Genomic DNA, 17,250 nt, shown 5'->3' on the forward strand with positions numbered 1-17,250 from the left:
ATTTCGCCTCACCGGCAGGCCAGCGCCGCGTCGATATCAGCCAGGCTGTCCAGCGGCCCCAAAGTCTTGCGCTCAAGCCTGCCTTCGGTGAGCCGCACCGCCACCACCTCGCGCCAGTCGCCCGAGGCCAGCACCATCTCCGGCCCCTGCCCGCAATCGCGCTGCCCGCCTGCAATGAAGTCCCAGCCGATCTTGTGATTGCTCACCCCCTCCAGCGCCGCCACTTCGGTGAGCCTGCCATCGGCAAGCCGCCAGACGCGCAGGGTCTTCGCCAGATGCGGGCGGTCGACATAGGCCAGTTCCACCGCCCCGTCGCCATCGAGATCGCCTGCGGCGACGGGCGCGAGCCAGCGGTGAGGCTGGCCGATGAAGGGCGTGGCGGCATACAGCCCCTGCGGCCCGTACAGCGCCAGCCGCGCCCCGCGCGACAGATCGCTTTCCACAACCATGGCAAGGGTTTGCCCCCGGTCGCCGCGGATGAGACGGGGGGAGATATCCTCGAACACGCGGGTTTCGGGCAGGCGGATCACCCGGCGCTCGCCCGTATCAAGGGTGAAGGCCAGCGCCCCCCATTCCACCGCGTCGCCAAGAATGCCGTGATCGTAGCGCGCGGTGGGTTCGGCGAAGGCGGCGCCGGTCAGCCCGGCGAGCGGGTGCCCGTCATAGGATTGCGCATGAGCCGGCAGGAGGCCGGCGCACAGGATGAGAAGGGTCAGAATGTACCGCATGGCCTGCCGGTTCCGGTCGGAGCAGCCTACCGCCCCGGCGCGGCCCCGATGCACACAAGCGCGTGAGGTCAGATCTGCTTTTCGGGCATGGTGACGACGAGCCCGTCAAGCGCGTCCGTCACCTTGAGCTGGCAGGTCAGCCGCGAGCGCACCGGATCGGGGTCCCAGGCAAAATCGAGCATGTCGGCTTCCATCGCCTCGCGCGGCGGCAGCTTTTCGATCCACTCTTCGGCAACGTAGACATGGCAGGTCGAGCAGGCGCAGGCACCGCCGCAATCGGCCTCGATCCCCGGGATGCCGTTATCGCGCGCACCTTCCATGACCGTGAGCCCGTTGGGCACGTCCACCACATGTTCGGTCCCGTCGTACTCGATATAGGTGATCCTGGCCATGCCCCGTCTCCTGTCTGCGTTCGGGTGGGTTTCTAGCGAAGGCAGGTAAGCGCCGCCACCCCGTTTTTCCACCCGAAATGTCGCAGCGTTGCGCCCTGCCGCCGAGCCGTGCGGCGGCCTCTAGGCGGCGCGGGCGAATTCGGCTATGGTCAGGTCAACGCGGTCAAAAAGAACCGAACGAGCAGATGAACACGCATTTCGCATTTCGCCACGGCCTGAGCGCCGGGCTGTTGCTTGCGGCCGGGATCGGCCTTGCGGGCTGCATGTCGGCGCCCGGCGCCGAGACCACCCGCGCCGATCCGGGCGGCGAAGTGGTGATCACCGATTTCACCCTCGGCCCGCCCGGCGCCCGCCCGGGTGCCTGCTACGGCAAGGACGTGACCCCGGCGGTGATCGAGCAGGTGACCGAGCAAATCCTCGTCACACCGCCCGAGATCGGCCCTGAAGGCAACGTGATCACGCCGGCGAAATATGAAGAAAAGGTCAGCCACCAGGTGGTGACGGGCCGCGAGGAAATCTATTTCGAAACCCCCTGCCCGCCGCGCTGGACGCCCGATTTCATCGCCTCGGTGCAACGCGCGCTGAAAACGCGCGGCCTTTTTCCCGGCCCAGTGACCGGCAATCTCGACGACGGCACGCGCCAGGCGATCCGCAGCTACCAACTGCGCAAGGGGCTGAATTCGGCGATCCTGTCGACGGAAAGCGCCCGCGAGCTTGGGCTGGTCGAGATCGACCTCGACGGCTGAGCCGCACGGCACGCCACAGAAACACGAAGCCGTCCGGCATCCGCTATCCCGGAATGCCGAACGGCCAGGTGAAACCTTGCGCCGAGACCGCTCAGAACATCATAGTGATCTGGGTAGCGATCCAATGAGTGACGGGGTCAGCCTGCATGATCCAGGCGCCCATCCGCTCGAATACCGTGCCCTCTTCGAGCGCGCCAACGCGGCTCGCATAGGTGCCCGGACCGAGATAGAAAAGAAGAAATCCCTTAAAAACAAGAAACATCGCGAGAATGATCGCCACGCCGCGCGGGTTGAACCGCCGCCGCATCGGCTTTGCATCCACGGGAACGAGCAAACCGTCCCGCTCGACAAGCCGCACATAACCCACCGAAAGGCGCTTATGCCGCTGGTCAATCTCTCGCAGACGTCGCTGAAAGTCCTGAAAATTGGCCTCAGACATCGTACCGGCTCCAACTTGCGCCCACCCAGTTGTGACAAGATTGGGCCCAATTGTGGCAAAATCGTGGCAAACCCTTGGAAACAAACTGTTTCTGCCACATTTCACCCGGCAGGGCCGGCCTGTTTGCGGTCCAGCACCAGCGTCGTCCACTCGCCGTATTCGCTGCGCGAGGCAAGCGCGAAGCCACATTCGGCATAGCGTTTGATCACCTCGTCGGCCTGCGGATTGAGGATGCCCGACAGGATCGCCTGCCCGCCCGGCGCGATATGGCTTGCCATATCCGGCGCCAGCGCCAGAAGCGGCCCCTTGAGGATATTGGCAAAGACCAGATCGAAGGGCGCGGCGGCGTGCAGCGCCTCGTGATCGAACCCGGCCGCCTCGATGACATGGACGCTGCCCGAAAGCCCGTTGGCCTCGACATTGGCGCGCGCCACATCCACCGCCACTTCGTCGATATCCGACGCCAGAACCGGCGCGGGCCAGACCTTGGCCGCCGCCATCGCCAGCACTGCCGTGCCGCAGCCGATATCGGCCACGTTCCTTTTGACCATGCCCCGGTTCAGCATCTCATCCAGCGCCGTAAGGCAGCCCAGCGTGGTGCCGTGATGGCCGGTGCCGAAGGCCATCGCCGCTTCGATCTTCAGCGCCACCTTGCCCGGCGGCACCTTGTCGGCGTCATGCGCGCCGTGAACGAAGAAGCGGCCCGCCTCGACCGGCGCAAGCTCGCGCTTCACATGAGCGACCCAGTCGACCTCGGGCAGCTCCGACACGCTGAAATCCTTCGCGCCATGCGCCTTGGCCAGCAGCGCCAGCACGATCTCGTCGGGCGCTTCGGTGAAATAGCCGCCCACTTCCCACAGGCCCGAGCCGTCTTCGAGCTCGAACACGCCCACGCCGGTCGGTTCCGGCGCCATCGCCTCCAGCGCATCGCCCAGCGCCTGCGCGGCGGCCTGACCTTCAAGGGTGGTAAGCGCGGTGAATGTGGGCATGGGCATCTCCTTGGTGATGCTCCGGCCTAGCCGTGCAGGATCGGCCGGTCAAGGAAGCTGGGGCAGCCCCCGGCTCAGGCCCCGGTCCCGATCGGGCAGGACAGGCCGGTGCCGCCAAGGCCGCAATAGCCGTTCGGGTTCTTCGACAGATATTGCTGGTGGTAGTCTTCGGCCCAATAGAACGGCCCCGCCTCGGCGATCTCGGTGGTGATCGCCCCGTAACCCGCCGCCCGCAGCCGGGGCGCGAAGGCATCGCGCGAGGCAAGCGCCGCGTCGCGCTGCGCGGGTGTCGTCCAGTAGATCGCCGAGCGGTATTGCGTGCCCCGGTCATTGCCCTGCCGCATCCCCTGCGTCGGGTCATGGCCCTCCCAGAACGCCTGCAGGAGCGCGTCATAGGACATGACCTTGGGATCGAAGGCGAGCCAGACCACCTCGGTATGGCCGGTGCGCCCGGTGCAGACCTCCTCGTAGGTCGGGTGCGGGGTGTATCCGCCGGCATAGCCCGCCAGCGTCATCCACACGCCCGGAAGCTGCCAGAACAGACGCTCGACGCCCCAGAAGCAGCCCATCGCAAACACCGCCGCCTCGTGGCCCGGCGGCACATCAAGGCTCAGGGGCCGGCCATAGACGTGATGGGTGCCGGCGGTGGGAATGGGCGTGTTGCGCCCCGGCAATGCCTCGCCGGGCGCGACCATCTCGATGGGTTTGGACATACCGAACATAGGCGTCTCCTCCGGACCGAATATAAGGCGGCCCTACTCGGCCGGCGAGGGCGCGTAGCCCGCGAACACCGTTTCGTTACCCTTCTCGGGGTGGCGCGGGATCATCAGCGCCAGCATCAGCGACCCCAGCGCAAGCAGCGAGGCAAGGCCGAAGACCGCGCCGGGCGAGGTCACCCAGAGATAGCCCAGCAGCGCGGGCAGGAAGACCGCGGCGATATGGTTGATGGTGAAGGCCACCGCCGCGGTCGGCGCGATATCGGGGATATCGGCGATCTTCTGGAAATAGGTCTTGATCGCGAAAGCGAGCGAAAAGAACAGATGGTCGACCACGTAAAGCGTCGCCGCCAGCGCCACACCCCAGCTGAAATAGTAGATCCCGCCATAGAGCAGAAACACGATGGTCAGCCCGACATATTCGAAGGCCAGCGCATTGCGCTCGCCCCATTTGCCCACGGCGCGGCCCATCAGCGGCGCGAAGATCATGTTGGCGAGGAAGTTGATGATGAACAGCGCCGTCACCTCATGCACCTCGAAGCCGAAGCGCTCGACCATCATGAAGGCAGCAAAAACGGTGAAGATCTGCCGCCGGGCGCCGGACATGAATTGCAGCGCATAGTAAAGCCAGTAGCGGCGGCGCAGCACGAAGGTTTTCAGCTGCGGCTCGGGGCTTTCGAAGCGCGGCCAGGCAAGCCAGGCGAAGACCGCCACCGCAAAGGTGAAGCCGCCCGAGGCGAGATAGACGAAATTGTAGGAGAGATCGAAGGTCTTCCAGGTGACCACCAGAAGCCCGTAGGCCACCAGCGATGCCCCGGAGCCGACGGCCACGAGCCAGCCCAGCACCTGCGGCGCGCGCCCGCGCTCGATCCATTGAAGCTGGAGCGACTGGTTGACCGTCTCGTAATAGTGAAAGCCGATCGACGAGAGCATGGTGATCGTCAGGATGCCGCCGAGCGAGGGAAACCACGCCGTCACCGCCGTTGCCGCGCCCAGAAGCGCGAGGTTGAACAGCAGCAGCCCCTGTTCGCGGAAGAACATGATCAGCAGGATCACTCCGATGGCGAGAAAGCCGGGAAATTCGCGCACCGAATGCAGCCAGCCGATCTCGACCCCGGTGAAGCCCGCAACCTCGATGACGAAATTGTTGAGCAGCGCCGACCAGGTCGAAAAGGCGATGGGCATCGCGGCGGCCACAACCATCAGCAGCACCACCGGCTGACGCCAGCGCGGGAGGGCTTTCGCCTCGTCGAGAGTGTAGGTCCTGTTCGCCATGGGCCATTCCATACGCCCGGCCCGCGCCCTTGGCGAGCGGAAACACGCCCGTGAGCGCAGAGAGGAACCGTGTTAGGATCGCTCCACCGCATGAGGAGGATCGCATGGCCAGTGACAAGATCGAGGTGGAAAACGTCAATTCACCGGGCAAGACAACGCGGGTCGACGCCGCCAAATACGCTGCGATGCGCGCGGCGATGCTCGCCGTCATGCCGACGGGCGCACCGGGCCTGACCGCCGCCGAGATCAAGGACCGGGCCAAACCCCGCCTGCCCGAAGATCTCTTCCCCGGCGGCGCGACCAGCGGCTGGTGGCTGAAATGCGTGCAGCTCGATCTTGAGGCCAAGGGCGTGATCCAGCGCCACGCCACCAAGCCACTGACATTCTCGCAGGTTCAGTAAAAGCTCTGCGGGTCGATATCGACGGAGAGCCGCGTGTCGCCCTTGGGGGTGAACTGGCCGACCCATTGGCGCAGCGCCGGTTGCAGCGCCACGGCGCGGTCGGCCTTGACCAGAAGGCGCACGCGGTGGCGGCCACGGATGCGGGCAATCGGTGCCGGCGCGGGACCATAAAGCTGCGCCCCGACCGCGCGCAGGGGCTGGTCGGCGCGCGCCAATGCATTGCCGAGATCGAAGGCGGCTTCGGCGGAAGAGGCGGAAATGACGATCCCCGCCATCCGGCCATAGGGCGGCACCCCGGCGGCCTGGCGCTCCGCCGCCTCGGCGCGCCAGAAGCCTTCCTCGTCGCCCGACAGGATCGCGCGGATCACCGGGTGGTCGGGCTGGAAGGTCTGCAAGAGCGCCAGCCCCGGCTTGTCGGCCCGCCCGGCCCGCCCTGCCACCTGACGGATGAGCTGAAAGGTCTTTTCCGCCGCGCGCAAATCGGAGCCTTGCAGGCCCAGATCAGCGTCGATCACCCCCACCAGCGTCAGCAGCGGAAAGTTGTGCCCCTTCGCCACCATCTGCGTGCCGATGATGATGTCGGCCCCGCCCTGCGCGATCAGCTCGATCTGCGCCTTGAGCGCGCGCGCCGAGCCGAACAGATCGGACGACAGCACCGCCACCCGCGCCTCGGGGAAGCGCTCGCCCACCTCCTCGGCCAGCCGCTCCACCCCCGGCCCCACCGGCGCCAGCTTGCCCTCGGCTTCGCAGGAGGGGCAGACCTCGGGCATCGGCTTGGTCTCGCCGCATTGGTGGCAGACGAGGCGCTTGAGGAAGCGGTGCTCGACCATGCGGGCATCGCAATGATCGCAGGCGATCTGGTGGCCGCAGGCGCGGCAGATGGTGACGGGCGCATAGCCGCGCCGGTTGAGGAACAGGAGCGATTGCTCGCCCTTCTCCATCCGGTCGCGGATATGGGCTTCGAGCGTGGGCGAGATCCAGCGGTTGCCCGGCAGGTCTTCGGCGCGCATGTCGATCGCACGCATCTCTGGCAGGACGGCCTCGCCGAAGCGCGAGGTGAGGTCGAGCCTTGCATATTTCCCGGCCTCGGCGTTGGCCCAGCTTTCCAGCGACGGCGTGGCGGAGGCGAGCACCACGCGGGCGGCATTCACCGAAGCGCGCATCACCGCCATGTCGCGCGCCGAGTAGAGCACGCCGTCTTCCTGCTTGTAGGACTGGTCGTGTTCCTCATCGACCACGATCAGCCCGAGATCGCGGAACGGCAAATAAAGCGCCGAGCGCGCCCCCACCACCAGCGGCGCCTCGCCCTCGCCTACCATGCGCCAGAGCCGGCGGCGCTCGGTCATGGTCACGCCGGAATGCCACTCGGCGGGGCGCGCGCCAAACCGCGCCTCGACGCGCTTGAGAAACTCCGCCGTCAGCGCGATCTCGGGCAAGAGCACCAGCGCCTGCCGGCCCTTGCGCAGCGTCTCGGCCACGGCTTCCATATAGACTTCCGTCTTGCCCGAGCCGGTGACGCCGCGCAGCAGCGTGGTGCCGTAATCGCCCGAGCGCACCCCCGCCACCAGCGCCTCGGCTGCCGCGCGCTGATCCTCGGTCAGCGGCTTGCCCGGCGCGTCCGGGTCGAGCCGGGGATAGGGCAGATCGCGCGGGCTTTCCTCCTCGCGCACAGCGCCGAGCTTGACGAGGCCCTTGACCACCGAGGTGGTCACCCCCGCCATCTCGGCCAGCTCGCCCAGCGTGAAGGCCAGCCCGCCATAATCGCGCAGCACCTCGATCACCCGGACGCGGGCTTCGGTCATCCGCTCCGCCTGGCCGGAGCCGAGCCGGTAGACCTTGCGCATCGAGGGCGGATCGGTCAGCCCCGGCGCGCGGGTGGCGAGGCGCAGCATCTGGTGCATCGGCGTGAGGGTGTAGTCGCCCACCCTGGCGAGAAACTCTGCCATCTCCGTGCGCATCGGCGCCACGTCGAGCACCCGCGAAACGGCGCGCAGCTTGGAGGCGTCGAACCCCGCCTCGCCCGGCCCCCAGACCACGCCCATCACCTTGCGCGGGCCCAGCGGCACCTCGACGAAAGCGCCCTGCCAGCAGCCGCCCTCGGGCGCGCGGTAGGTCAGCAGCCGGTCCAGCGGCTGGGTGGTGAGCACCGCCACGCGCTGGCCGGGGTCGAAGAATACGGGGCCGGTGCTCATGCCGCGGCCCCGCACGGTTCATTTCTAATGAACCGGACCGATTTCTTACCAAGACATCGGTTGCCGCCCGCCCGCACCTCACCCGATTTTGCCTTTCTGCCGCGCATCGCTTCCTGTAGGAAGCGGGCGACGATTGACCACAGCATTGCACGAGGACCCGCGATGAAATTCTTTGCCGATACCGCCGATGTGGACGCGATCCGCGAACTCAACGAGCTTGGGCTTGTCGACGGGGTGACCACCAACCCCTCGCTGGTCAAGAAGTCCGGCCGCGACATCATCGAAGTCACCAGGGAAATCTGCTCCTTCATCGACGGCCCGGTTTCGGCCGAAGTGATCGCCACCGAGGCCGAGGCGATGATCGCCGAGGGCCGCAAGCTGGCCGGGATCGCGCCGAACATCGCGGTGAAAGTGCCGCTCACCCTCGACGGGCTCAAGGCCTGCAAGGTGCTCACCGATGAAGGCAAGATGGTGAATGTCACGCTCTGCTTCTCCGCTAACCAGGCATTGCTCGCGGCGAAAGCCGGGGCCACCTTCATCTCGCCCTTCATCGGCCGGCTCGACGATATGGGCATCGACGGCATGGACCTTATCGCCGAGATTCGCCAGATCTACGACAATTACGGCTTTGAGACGCAAATCCTCGCCGCCTCGATCCGCAGCGTCAACCACGCCAAGGCCGCCGCCCTGATCGGCGCCGACGTGATGACCGCGCCGCCCTCGGTGATCACGGCCATGGCCGGCCACCCGCTGACCGACAAGGGCCTCGCCGCCTTCCTCAAGGATGCCGCCGAGGCGGGGCTGAAGATCCTCTGACCCGGCTCAGAAGGTCAGCGTGAAGGCATCGGTGACGATCGCATCAAGCGGCTGGTCGGTGGGCTCCAGCGGCAGCCCGTCGGCCTCCTGCGCGGCGTAAGCAAAGCCGATGGCCAGCGTCGGGCGCAAGGCGCGCAGCCGTTCCAGCGTCCGGTCATAGAAGCCGCCGCCATAGCCCAGCCGCCCGCCCGTGCGGTCGAAGGCCACCAGCGGCACGATCAGCACATCGGGCGCGATCTCCTCGCCCTCCACCGGCACAGCGGCACCGAAGGGGCCCGGCGCCATCCGGCAGCCGGGCCGCCAGCGGCGAAACAGGAGCGGCTGCGCCCTGGCCTCGATCACCGGCACGCAGACCGGACCATGCGCCGCCATTTCCGCCATCACCGGCAGCGGGTTGATCTCGGTGCGGATCGGCACGAAGCCCGAGATCGCCCGGCCCCGTTGCGGGGCCAGAAGCTCAAGCAGCCGCGCCTGCGCCGCGCCGTCGAGCCCGCGCCCATGCGCCTCGGCACGCCGGGCATAGGCGGCCTTGCGGGCCGCGGCTTTGACCTCGGCCAGATTCATATCAGCACCGCCGCCGCGAGACCGAGGAAAGCGAAAAAGCCCACCACATCGGTGACCGTCGTCACGAAGGCGCCGGAGGCCAGCGCCGGGTCGATCCCGAGCTTGTCGAGCAGCACCGGCACGGCGACGCCCGCAAGCCCCGCCACCACGAGGTTCACCACCATCGCGAGCGCGATCACCACGCCCAGCATCGGGGCCGAGAACCAGACCCAGCCGACCAGCCCCATCACCACGGCGAAGACCAGGCCATTGACCAGCCCCACCATCACCTCGCGCCGGACAACCCGCCAGACGTTGGCGGAGGTGAGGTCTTTGGTGGCCAGCGCGCGCACCGCGACGGTGAGCGTCTGGGTGCCGGCATTGCCGCCCATCGAGGCAACGATGGGCATCAGCACGGCCAGCGCCACCATGCCGGCAATCACGTTTTCGAACTGGGCGATCACCAGCGAGGCGAGAATGGCCGTCACCAGGTTCACCGCGAGCCACGGCACCCGGCGGCGGGTGGTTTCGATCACCCGGTCGGAGATCGCGCTTTCCTCGCCCACGCCGGCGAGGCGCAGGATGTCTTCCTCATGCTCCTCATCGAGAATCGCCATCGCGTCGTCGATGGTGATCACCCCCACCAGCCTGTCATCGGCATCCACCACCGGCGCCGAGATCAGGTGGTACTGGTTGAAGGCATAGGCCACATCGCCTTCGTCCTGCAGCACCGGGATGGTGCGAAAGCTGTCCTCGGTGATCTGCGCGAGCTTGACCGAGCGGGGCGACGACATGATCCGCCCGAGCGTGACATAGCCGGTGGGCCGCAGACGCGGGTCGATCAGGATGACGTGGTAGAACTGGTCCGGCAAACCGTCCTGCGCGCGCATGTAGTCGATCGCCTCGCCCACGTTCCAGTGTTCGGGGGCCACCACCATCTCGCGCTGCATCAGGCGGCCAGCGGTCTCTTCCGGATAGGTCAGCGATTGCTCGACGGCGACCCGGTCGACATCTTCCAGCACATCGAGGATCGCCGCCTGCTGATCCTCCTCCATGTCTTCGATCAGGTCGACGACATCGTCGGTATCCAGTTCGCGCACGGCGTCCGACAGCACCTCCGGGTGCAGCGCCGCGATCACCTCTTCGCGAATGCCCTCATCGAGTTCGGTGAGAATCTCGCCATCGAATTCCCGGCCATAGAGGCGGACGAGATCCACCCGGGTATCGTCATCGACCTGTTCGAGAAGGTCGGCGATATCGGCGGCGTGCAGGGGTTCGAGCAGCTCGGTCAGCCGCTCCGCGTCACCGTCGTCGAGCGCGGCGAGGACCGGGCGGATCATGTCCCGGTCAAGCTCGTAGTCGCCTTCCTCCGGCGCGCTGTCGACGATCTGGTCTTCGGCCATGCATGCTCCCCGTTTCGGGCCGGACCATAGGCGAAGTGCCCCCCGAGGAACAGGGGGGAATAGGCGTGGACGCGGGCCTTTTCCCATCCTAGTCTCAGGGGCTGCAACGGGGGAACGAGATGCATATCCTGCTCGGTCAGACACTCAGCTTCACCGCCGATCCGTTCAGGGTGCCGGTCGGGGAAGCTCTGCGCCACGAAAGCCGCGGCGCGGTGGCCATCGAGGCGGGCCGGATCGTGGCCGTTGGCCCGGCCGACGAGATCCGCGCCGCCCACCCGCAAGCGCCGGTCACCGATCATGGCCGGGCGCTGATCTCGCCCGGTTTCATCGACGCCCATGTGCATTACCCGCAAACGGCGATCATCGCCTCCTGGGGCAAGCGGCTGATCGACTGGCTGAACAGCTACACCTTCCCCGAAGAGGCGCGCTTTGGCGATCCAGCCCATGCCGCCGGGATCGCCGCGCTCTATTTCGACCTCACGCTCGCCAGCGGCACCACCACCACGGTGAGCTACGCCACGATCCACCCCGAAAGCGTGGACGCCTATTTTACCGAAGCGCAGCGGCGCGGGCTGCGGGCGCTGGCGGGCAAGACCTGCATGGACGAGAACGCCCCCGACAACCTGTCCGACACCGCGCAATCGGCCTATGACGATTCGAAGCGGCTGCTGGAAAAGTGGCATGGGGCCGACCGGCTTTCCTACGTCATCACCCCGCGCTTCGCCCCCACCTCCTCGCGCGAGCAACTCGCCGCGCTCGGCAGCCTCTGGGGCGAACATCCCGACGTGCTGATGCAGACCCATCTGAGCGAGCAGCACGAGGAAATCGCCTGGGTGCACGAGCTGTTTCCCGAGGCGCAGGATTACGTCGACGTCTACGACCGGTTCGGCCTGCTGCGCGAGGGCGCGCTGATGGGGCATGCCATCCACCTCTCGCCGCGAGAGCGGGCGCGGCTCAGGGAGGCGGGCGCGAGCCTGATCCATTGCCCGACCTCGAACACCTTCATCGGCTCGGGGCTGTTCGACATGAACGGGCTGATGAACGAGGGCCAGCGCATCGGGCTGGCGACGGATACCGGCGGCGGCTCATCATTTTCGATGCTGCGCACGATGGCGGCGGCCTATGAGGTGGCGCAATTGCGCGGCACGCCGCTGCATCCGGCGCAACTGTGGTGGCTGGCCACGGCGGGCTCGGCCCATGCGCTGCATCTGGGCGACCGGATCGGCACGCTCGCGCCGGGCTACGAGGCCGACCTGGCGGTGATCGACCTTGCCTCTTCCCCGGCCATTACCCAGCGCGCGGCCCGCGCCGAAACGCTGTGGGAAGAGGTTTTCCCCACGATCATGATGGGCGACGACCGCGCGGTGGCGGCGACCTATGTGGCGGGCCGGCGGGTCTGAGCCGCCAGGGCCACATGCCGGCCTGCCCCTCACTTTCCACACCCGACTGCCTTTACCATTTGGCAAGACAGAACCGGCGCGGCCCGGCGAAGCCAAAGCCAAAGCCAATATGTTGAAATAACTTAGCTTTATCGCAACACCAGGATTCTAGAATCCTAGAATCCTGGTGTTTGAGTGCCGGCCTTAGCACCCCCGAAACCACCCGCCATCCACCGCTGCACGCATCGCTGTGAAGCGGCTGTCGCCATCATCGGGACCGGCCGGGCCTGCCGAGAGAGCCGGCGCCGGCCCGCGCCGGTCACCCCATCAGCGCCCGGGCCAGCCGGTTTTGCTGTTCGATCGCGCGCGGCAGGTCGATGGTGGCCATCCGGCCCTCGGCCACCACCCGGCGCCCCTCGACGAAGAGATCGCGCACCCGTGTCGGCCCGGCAAGCAGCAGCGCCGCCTTGTCCCAGCTTCCGGCGCTCTCCACGCCGGACACGTCCCACAGCGCGATATCCGCCCGCTTGCCCGGCGCGATCTGGCCCAGATCGTCGCGGCCCAGCACCTCGGCCCCACCGCGAGTGGCGATCCGGAGCGCCTCGCGCGCGCTCATCTTGTCGGCCCCGCCCGCGACGCGCTGGAGCAGCATCGCCTGGCGCGCTTCGGCCATGAGGTTGCCGGCATCGTTCGAGGCGGAGCCGTCCACCCCCAGCCCCACCTTCACGCCCGCATCGCGCATCTGGCGCACCGGAGCGATGCCCGAACCGAGACGGCAATTGGAACAGGGGCAATGGGCCACGCCGGTATGGCTGCGGGCGAAAAGGTCGATCTCGGCGGCGTCGAGCTTCACCGCATGGGCATGCCAGACATCGGGGCCGGTCCAGCCCAGCTCCTCGGCATATTGCCCCGGCCGCATGCCGAACTGCGCCTCGGAATAGGCGATATCCTCGTCGTTCTCGGCGAGGTGGGTGTGCAGCATCACGCCCTTGTCGCGCGCCAGTAGGGCCGAGTCGCGCATCAGCTCGCGGCTCACCGAGAAGGGTGAACACGGCGCCAGCCCGACGCGGACCATCGCGCCTTCGGACGGGTCGTGAAACGCATCCACCACCCGGATCGAATCCTTGAGAATATCGGCCTCGCGCTCCACCAGATTGTCGGGCGGCAGGCCGCCCGCGCTCTCGCCGATGCTCATCGAGCCGCGCGTCGGGTGAAAGCGCAGGCCCACCTCCGCCGCCGCGTCAATCGTATCGTCGAGCCGCGACCCGTTGGGGAAGAGGTAGAGGTGATCGGAGCTCATCGTGCAGCCCGACAGCGCCAGCTCGCTCAGCCCCACCAGCGCCGAGACGCGCATTTCCTCCGGGCCGAACCGCGCCCAGATCGGGTAGAGCGTTTGCAGCCATCCGAACAAGAGCGCATCCTGCCCGCCGGGCACGGCGCGGGTCAGCGTCTGGTAAAGGTGGTGGTGGGTGTTCACCAGGCCGGGGGTCACCACGCAACCGGCGGCGTTCAGCACCTCGCCGGTTGTGGCAAGCCCCTGCCCCACCGCCGCGATCACGCCATCGCGGATCAGCACGTCGGCACCAGACAGTTCGGTCATTGTGTCGTCCATCGTCAGGACGGTTTCGGCATTGCGGATCAGGGTTTCCATCGCGCGTCTCCTTCCGGCCCGTTTCGGAGACATGCTCGCCGGCTGCCAGAAAGGGCAAAGGACACAGCCGGCCCGGCCTGTCTAGCAAGGCGGGGCGTGCGGCGGCAAGCCTGTCCGATATCCCGGTTCCGCTCCGGCGCTTGCGTCGTGCGCCGCGCCTATTCCGCCCGCGAAAGCACCGCGAGGGCGGCGGCGTGGATCTGCGGGTTGGCCGCCGCCAGCACCCGCCCGCCATCCTTGGCCGGGCCGCCGCGCCAGTCGGTGACGATCCCGCCCGCCGCCTCGATCACCGCCATCGGCCCCTGAATGTCATAGGCCTGCAACCCGGCTTCGACCACGAGGTCCACCTGCCCGGCGGCAACCAGCGCATAGGCGTAGCAATCGAGCCCGTAACGGGTAAGCCGAACCCGGCCCGCGAGATCGTGGAAGGCGGCGCGCTCGGCGTCGCTGCCCACTTCCGGGAAGGTGGTGAACAGGATCGCCTCGTCAAGCCCGCGCGGGGGGCGCGTGGCGAGTGTGCTGCGCCCGCGCGGCCCCTCGCTCCAGGCCTCGCCAAAGCCGCCAACGAAGCGCTCGCCGATGAAGGGCTGGTCGATCACGCCGAGCACCGGCCCCTCTTCCCCGCCGACCGCGATCAGCACGCCCCAGGTGGGCGTGCCGGACAGGAAGGCGCGGGTGCCGTCCACCGGGTCGAGCACCCAGGTCAGACCGCTGCTGCCCGGCTGGTGGCCGTATTCTTCGCCAAGGATCGCGTCGTCTGGCCGCTGCGCGGCCAGCACCGCGCGCATGGCCTGCTCGGCTTCGCGGTCGGCGGCGGTGACCGGGTCGAAGCCCGCGGCATCCTTGTTGTCGGCCGCCAGCCCGTCGGCGCGGAAATGCGCAAGCGTCGGGCCCCGCGCGGCATCAGCCAGCGCGAGGGCGGTGTCGATCAGGTCAGACTTGGTTTGGAGGTCGATCTCGGTCATGGCACCGCCGGGGCTGCATCCCCCCGGCGGTAGCCCGTGGGCCTCAGCCCGTCAAGCCGCGTCGGACAGCACCCGGGCCAGTTCAAACAGCCGGCGGCGCTGGTTTTCGGGGATGGCATAGTAGGAGCGCACCAGTTCCAGCGCTTCCTTGTCGGCGAGGATATCGCTCGGCAGGGTGGTTTCGCTGGCCTCGGCGCCGCCGCCTTCAAGCCCCTCGAAAAAGAAGTCGATCGGCACCTGCAGCGCTTCGGAGATGTCCCACAGGCGAGACGCGCTCACCCGGTTCATGCCCGTTTCGTATTTCTGAATCTGCTGGAACTTGATCCCGACACGCTCGGCGAGTTGTTGCTGAGTCATCCCGACCATCCACCGGCGATGGCGAATTCGCTTGCCTACGTGAACATCCACAGGGTGTTTCATGCAGTACTCTCCTTACGCGATATTCCAATACAATCCAAAGACCACGGCGTGTGCCCACACCACAACCTGTCTTTTTGGTCAGAAATTGACGCGATTGGGCTGGTCTTACTTTTGTTATTTTATTTCAATTAGTTACTGGCAAATCTGCAGGGCAGAGTCAAAATCGTTACCGGATCAAGATACCCGCTAAACGTGTTTGATGCAAGGATTTGCAATTTGCAAAAATATCGACCATACGCAGCGGATTACAATTTATACGTGTATTTCATCAAAATATACGATTGGCGAATCCAACCCTGTCAACGGAAATTCCACCCTCGCCCCCCGTGCCGACCCCGGCTATGGTCGCGCGGAGGAGACCGAGATGAAAGCTTACCAGATCCGCGCAGAGGGCGCAGCACCCCGGTTGGACGAGGTCTATCCGCCCCGGCCCGGGCCGGGCGAGGTGCTGGTCGGGATCGCCGCGGCGGGGCTGAATTTCGCCGATCTGCTGATGGTCAAAGGGCAATACCAGAAAAAGCCCGCCCTGCCCTTCACGCTCGGGATGGAGGCCGCTGGCACCGTTATCGCGCTCGGGCCGGAGACCGAGGGGCCGCCCCCCGGCACGCGGGTGGTGGCCGTGGGCGGCCATGGCGGGCTGGCCGAAATGGGTGTGTTCCCCGCCGCAGGCTGCACGCCGATCCCCGATGCAATGCCCTTCGACCACGCCGCCGGCTTTCCCATCGCCTATGGCACCAGTCATATCGGCCTCGCCCGGCGGGCGCGGCTGAAACCGGGCGAAACCCTGCTCGTGCTCGGTGCGGCGGGCGGCGTCGGCCTGACCGCCGTCGAGATCGGCAAGCTCATGGGCGCGCGGGTGATCGCCTGCGCGCGCGGCGCCGACAAGCTCGCCATCTGCAAGGCCGCCGGCGCCGATCACCTGATCGACAGCGACAGCCAGGACATCCGCGAGGCGGTGAAGGCGCTCGGCGGGGCCGATGTGGTCTACGATCCGGTCGGCGGCGACCAGTTCACCGCCGCGATGCGGGCCACCAAACCGGAGGGGCGCATCCTGGTCGTCGGCTTCGCCTCGGGCGAGGTGCCGCAGATTCCCGCCAATCACCTGCTGGTCAAGAATATCGACGTGATCGGCTATTGGTGGGGCGGCTATACCGGCTTCAATCCCGCCGCGATCCGCGAGAGCATGGGCCAGCTCCTCGCCTGGTACGAGGCGGGCCAGCTCTCGCCGCATGTCAGCCACCGCCTGCCGCTGGAGCGCGCCGGCGAGGCTTACGACCTGCTGCGCTCGCGCGCATCGACCGGCAAGGTGGTGGTGACGATCGGCGCTCAGCCGGAATAGGCCTGCCGCAGCTTCGCCACCAAAGCCTGCTCGGCCTGCCCGCGCAACGTGTCGGCAACGTAGATATTGACCCCCATCGTGCCGAGATCGGGCAGCGCGCCGCCATGGTCGATCTGCTCCAGCGTGGCCGGCACCGTGCCCTCCAGCAGCGCGTGGACGGCAAGATCGGCGGCGCAGCTCACCTCGATGGTGCGGCTCATCTCCGAGGTCACCGCGACCTCCCATTCGATCGCCGACGCATCCAGCGCCGCCTCGACATCGCGCCGGAAGATGTTGCGGGTCTCGAAGGCCAGCCGCAACGGGCGCTGGCGCCAGGCCTGCCCGCCGGGCGCGCCGACCCAGACCAGCGGGCGCGAACTCAGCCTGCGCCCGCCCGCATCCACCTCGTTCTCGGTGGTCAGGATCACATCGCAATCGCCACGGGCGAACATCTCCTTGAGCCGCCGCGTGTAGGACGAGACCAGCGTGACCTTCATCCGCGGGAATTCGGCGTGGAACCGTTGCAGCACCGGCGGCAGCGCCGGATAGACCACATCGTTGGGCACCCCGAGCACAACCTCGCCTTCGAAGGCCGCAGAGGTGAAGCGATGCCAGACCTCGTCATTCAGCGCCAGCATCCGGCGGGCATAGCCGAGAAGCTGCTCGCCATCCGCCGTCAGCACCACGCCCCGCCCCGCGCGGTCGAACAGGGCGCGGCCCAGCGCCTCTTCCAGCCGCTTGATCTGCATCGACACCGCCGATTGCGTGAGGTGCAGAAGCCCGGCCGCACGGGTGACGCCCCCCACCTCGGCGACGGTGGCGAAGGCCCGCAGGGCTGTCAGATCAAGGTTGTGCGCCATATCAAGATTCGTGATGT

At 67.2% G+C, this 17,250-nt stretch carries 18 protein-coding genes; 5 read left to right on the forward strand and 13 right to left on the reverse strand.

The genetic code is table 11. The annotated features are described in order from the left end of the window. Positions 1-8: 8 nt before the first annotated feature. Entirely contained in the window at positions 9-728 is a 720-nt protein-coding gene (locus QMG28_RS05710; protein ID WP_281841251.1) for a VCBS repeat-containing protein, read from the reverse strand. A gap of 68 nt (positions 729-796) precedes the next feature. Next, complete coding sequence (locus tag QMG28_RS05715) at positions 797-1,120, reverse strand: 2Fe-2S iron-sulfur cluster-binding protein (protein WP_281841252.1); 324 nt, start codon at positions 1,118-1,120, stop codon at positions 797-799. 185 nt (positions 1,121-1,305) lie between these two features. On the opposite strand from QMG28_RS05715, the gene QMG28_RS05720 reads away from it, so the two are divergent. After that, positions 1,306-1,866 carry a peptidoglycan-binding domain-containing protein gene (locus QMG28_RS05720; protein ID WP_281841253.1) on the forward strand — a complete coding sequence of 187 codons (561 nt, stop codon included), beginning with the start codon at positions 1,306-1,308 and terminating at the stop codon, positions 1,864-1,866. A gap of 91 nt (positions 1,867-1,957) precedes the next feature. Here QMG28_RS05720 and QMG28_RS05725 read toward each other — a convergent pair whose 3' ends face one another. From QMG28_RS05725 to QMG28_RS05740, 4 genes are all read right to left on the reverse strand, one after another. Further along, positions 1,958-2,305, reverse strand: coding sequence for a hypothetical protein (locus QMG28_RS05725; protein WP_281841254.1), 348 nt, complete (start codon positions 2,303-2,305; stop codon positions 1,958-1,960). A gap of 101 nt (positions 2,306-2,406) precedes the next feature. Beyond that, on the reverse strand, positions 2,407-3,294 hold the full coding sequence (locus QMG28_RS05730) for a 50S ribosomal protein L11 methyltransferase (protein ID WP_281841255.1): 888 nt from the start codon (positions 3,292-3,294) through the stop codon (positions 2,407-2,409). A gap of 74 nt (positions 3,295-3,368) precedes the next feature. Continuing rightward, entirely contained in the window at positions 3,369-4,016 is a 648-nt protein-coding gene (msrA, locus tag QMG28_RS05735; protein WP_281841256.1) for a peptide-methionine (S)-S-oxide reductase MsrA, read from the reverse strand. A 33-nt stretch (positions 4,017-4,049) separates the two neighbouring features. Further along, positions 4,050-5,285 carry an MFS transporter gene (locus QMG28_RS05740; RefSeq protein WP_281841257.1) on the reverse strand — a complete coding sequence of 412 codons (1,236 nt, stop codon included), beginning with the start codon at positions 5,283-5,285 and terminating at the stop codon, positions 4,050-4,052. Between the two features lie 104 nt (positions 5,286-5,389). Here QMG28_RS05740 and QMG28_RS05745 point away from each other — a divergent pair, with 104 nt between their 5' ends. Next, entirely contained in the window at positions 5,390-5,686 is a 297-nt protein-coding gene (locus QMG28_RS05745; protein WP_281841258.1) for a DUF6958 family protein, read from the forward strand. Here the strand turns inward: QMG28_RS05745 and QMG28_RS05750 are convergent. Further along, on the reverse strand, positions 5,680-7,878 hold the full coding sequence (locus QMG28_RS05750) for a primosomal protein N' (RefSeq protein WP_281841259.1): 2,199 nt from the start codon (positions 7,876-7,878) through the stop codon (positions 5,680-5,682). The genes QMG28_RS05745 and QMG28_RS05750 overlap by 7 nt on opposite strands. A 162-nt stretch (positions 7,879-8,040) precedes the next feature. Between QMG28_RS05750 and fsa the strand changes: the two genes are divergently transcribed. Next, a complete protein-coding gene (gene fsa, locus QMG28_RS05755) occupies positions 8,041-8,694 on the forward strand; it encodes a fructose-6-phosphate aldolase (protein WP_281841260.1) in 654 nt (217 codons plus the stop codon). Between the two features lie 6 nt (positions 8,695-8,700). On the opposite strand, the gene QMG28_RS05760 is transcribed toward fsa, so the two are convergent. Both QMG28_RS05760 and mgtE read right to left on the reverse strand, forming a co-directional pair. Continuing rightward, positions 8,701-9,258 carry a 5-formyltetrahydrofolate cyclo-ligase gene (locus QMG28_RS05760; protein ID WP_281841261.1) on the reverse strand — a complete coding sequence of 186 codons (558 nt, stop codon included), beginning with the start codon at positions 9,256-9,258 and terminating at the stop codon, positions 8,701-8,703. Then, positions 9,255-10,640, reverse strand: coding sequence for a magnesium transporter (gene mgtE / locus QMG28_RS05765; RefSeq protein ID WP_281841262.1), 1,386 nt, complete (start codon positions 10,638-10,640; stop codon positions 9,255-9,257). Before mgtE ends, QMG28_RS05760 begins: the two co-directional genes overlap by 4 nt. 119 nt (positions 10,641-10,759) lie before the next feature. Between mgtE and guaD the strand changes: the two genes are divergently transcribed. After that, entirely contained in the window at positions 10,760-12,040 is a 1,281-nt protein-coding gene (guaD, locus tag QMG28_RS05770) for a guanine deaminase (RefSeq protein WP_281841263.1), read from the forward strand. 298 nt (positions 12,041-12,338) lie between these two features. On the opposite strand, the gene QMG28_RS05775 is transcribed toward guaD, so the two are convergent. From QMG28_RS05775 to QMG28_RS05785, 3 genes are all read right to left on the reverse strand, one after another. Beyond that, complete coding sequence (locus tag QMG28_RS05775) at positions 12,339-13,670, reverse strand: 8-oxoguanine deaminase (RefSeq protein WP_281841264.1); 1,332 nt, start codon at positions 13,668-13,670, stop codon at positions 12,339-12,341. 158 nt (positions 13,671-13,828) lie between these two features. Beyond that, on the reverse strand, positions 13,829-14,635 hold the full coding sequence (locus tag QMG28_RS05780) for an inositol monophosphatase family protein (protein ID WP_281841265.1): 807 nt from the start codon (positions 14,633-14,635) through the stop codon (positions 13,829-13,831). 51 nt (positions 14,636-14,686) lie between these two features. Continuing rightward, positions 14,687-15,055, reverse strand: coding sequence for a helix-turn-helix domain-containing protein (locus QMG28_RS05785; protein WP_281841266.1), 369 nt, complete (start codon positions 15,053-15,055; stop codon positions 14,687-14,689). A gap of 364 nt (positions 15,056-15,419) precedes the next feature. Between QMG28_RS05785 and QMG28_RS05790 the strand changes: the two genes are divergently transcribed. Continuing rightward, positions 15,420-16,394 (forward strand): NADPH:quinone oxidoreductase family protein, encoded by a 975-nt coding sequence (locus QMG28_RS05790; protein WP_281841267.1) that lies wholly within the window; start codon positions 15,420-15,422, stop codon positions 16,392-16,394. Here the strand turns inward: QMG28_RS05790 and QMG28_RS05795 are convergent. Beyond that, complete coding sequence (locus QMG28_RS05795; protein WP_281841268.1) at positions 16,382-17,233, reverse strand: LysR family transcriptional regulator; 852 nt, start codon at positions 17,231-17,233, stop codon at positions 16,382-16,384. The two genes, QMG28_RS05790 and QMG28_RS05795, sit on opposite strands and share 13 nt — an antisense overlap. Between the last annotated feature and the right edge of the window lie 17 nt (positions 17,234-17,250).

This window comes from Sinisalibacter aestuarii (genome assembly GCF_027923545.1).
Taxonomy (GTDB): Bacteria; Pseudomonadota; Alphaproteobacteria; order Rhodobacterales; family Rhodobacteraceae; genus Sinisalibacter; species Sinisalibacter aestuarii.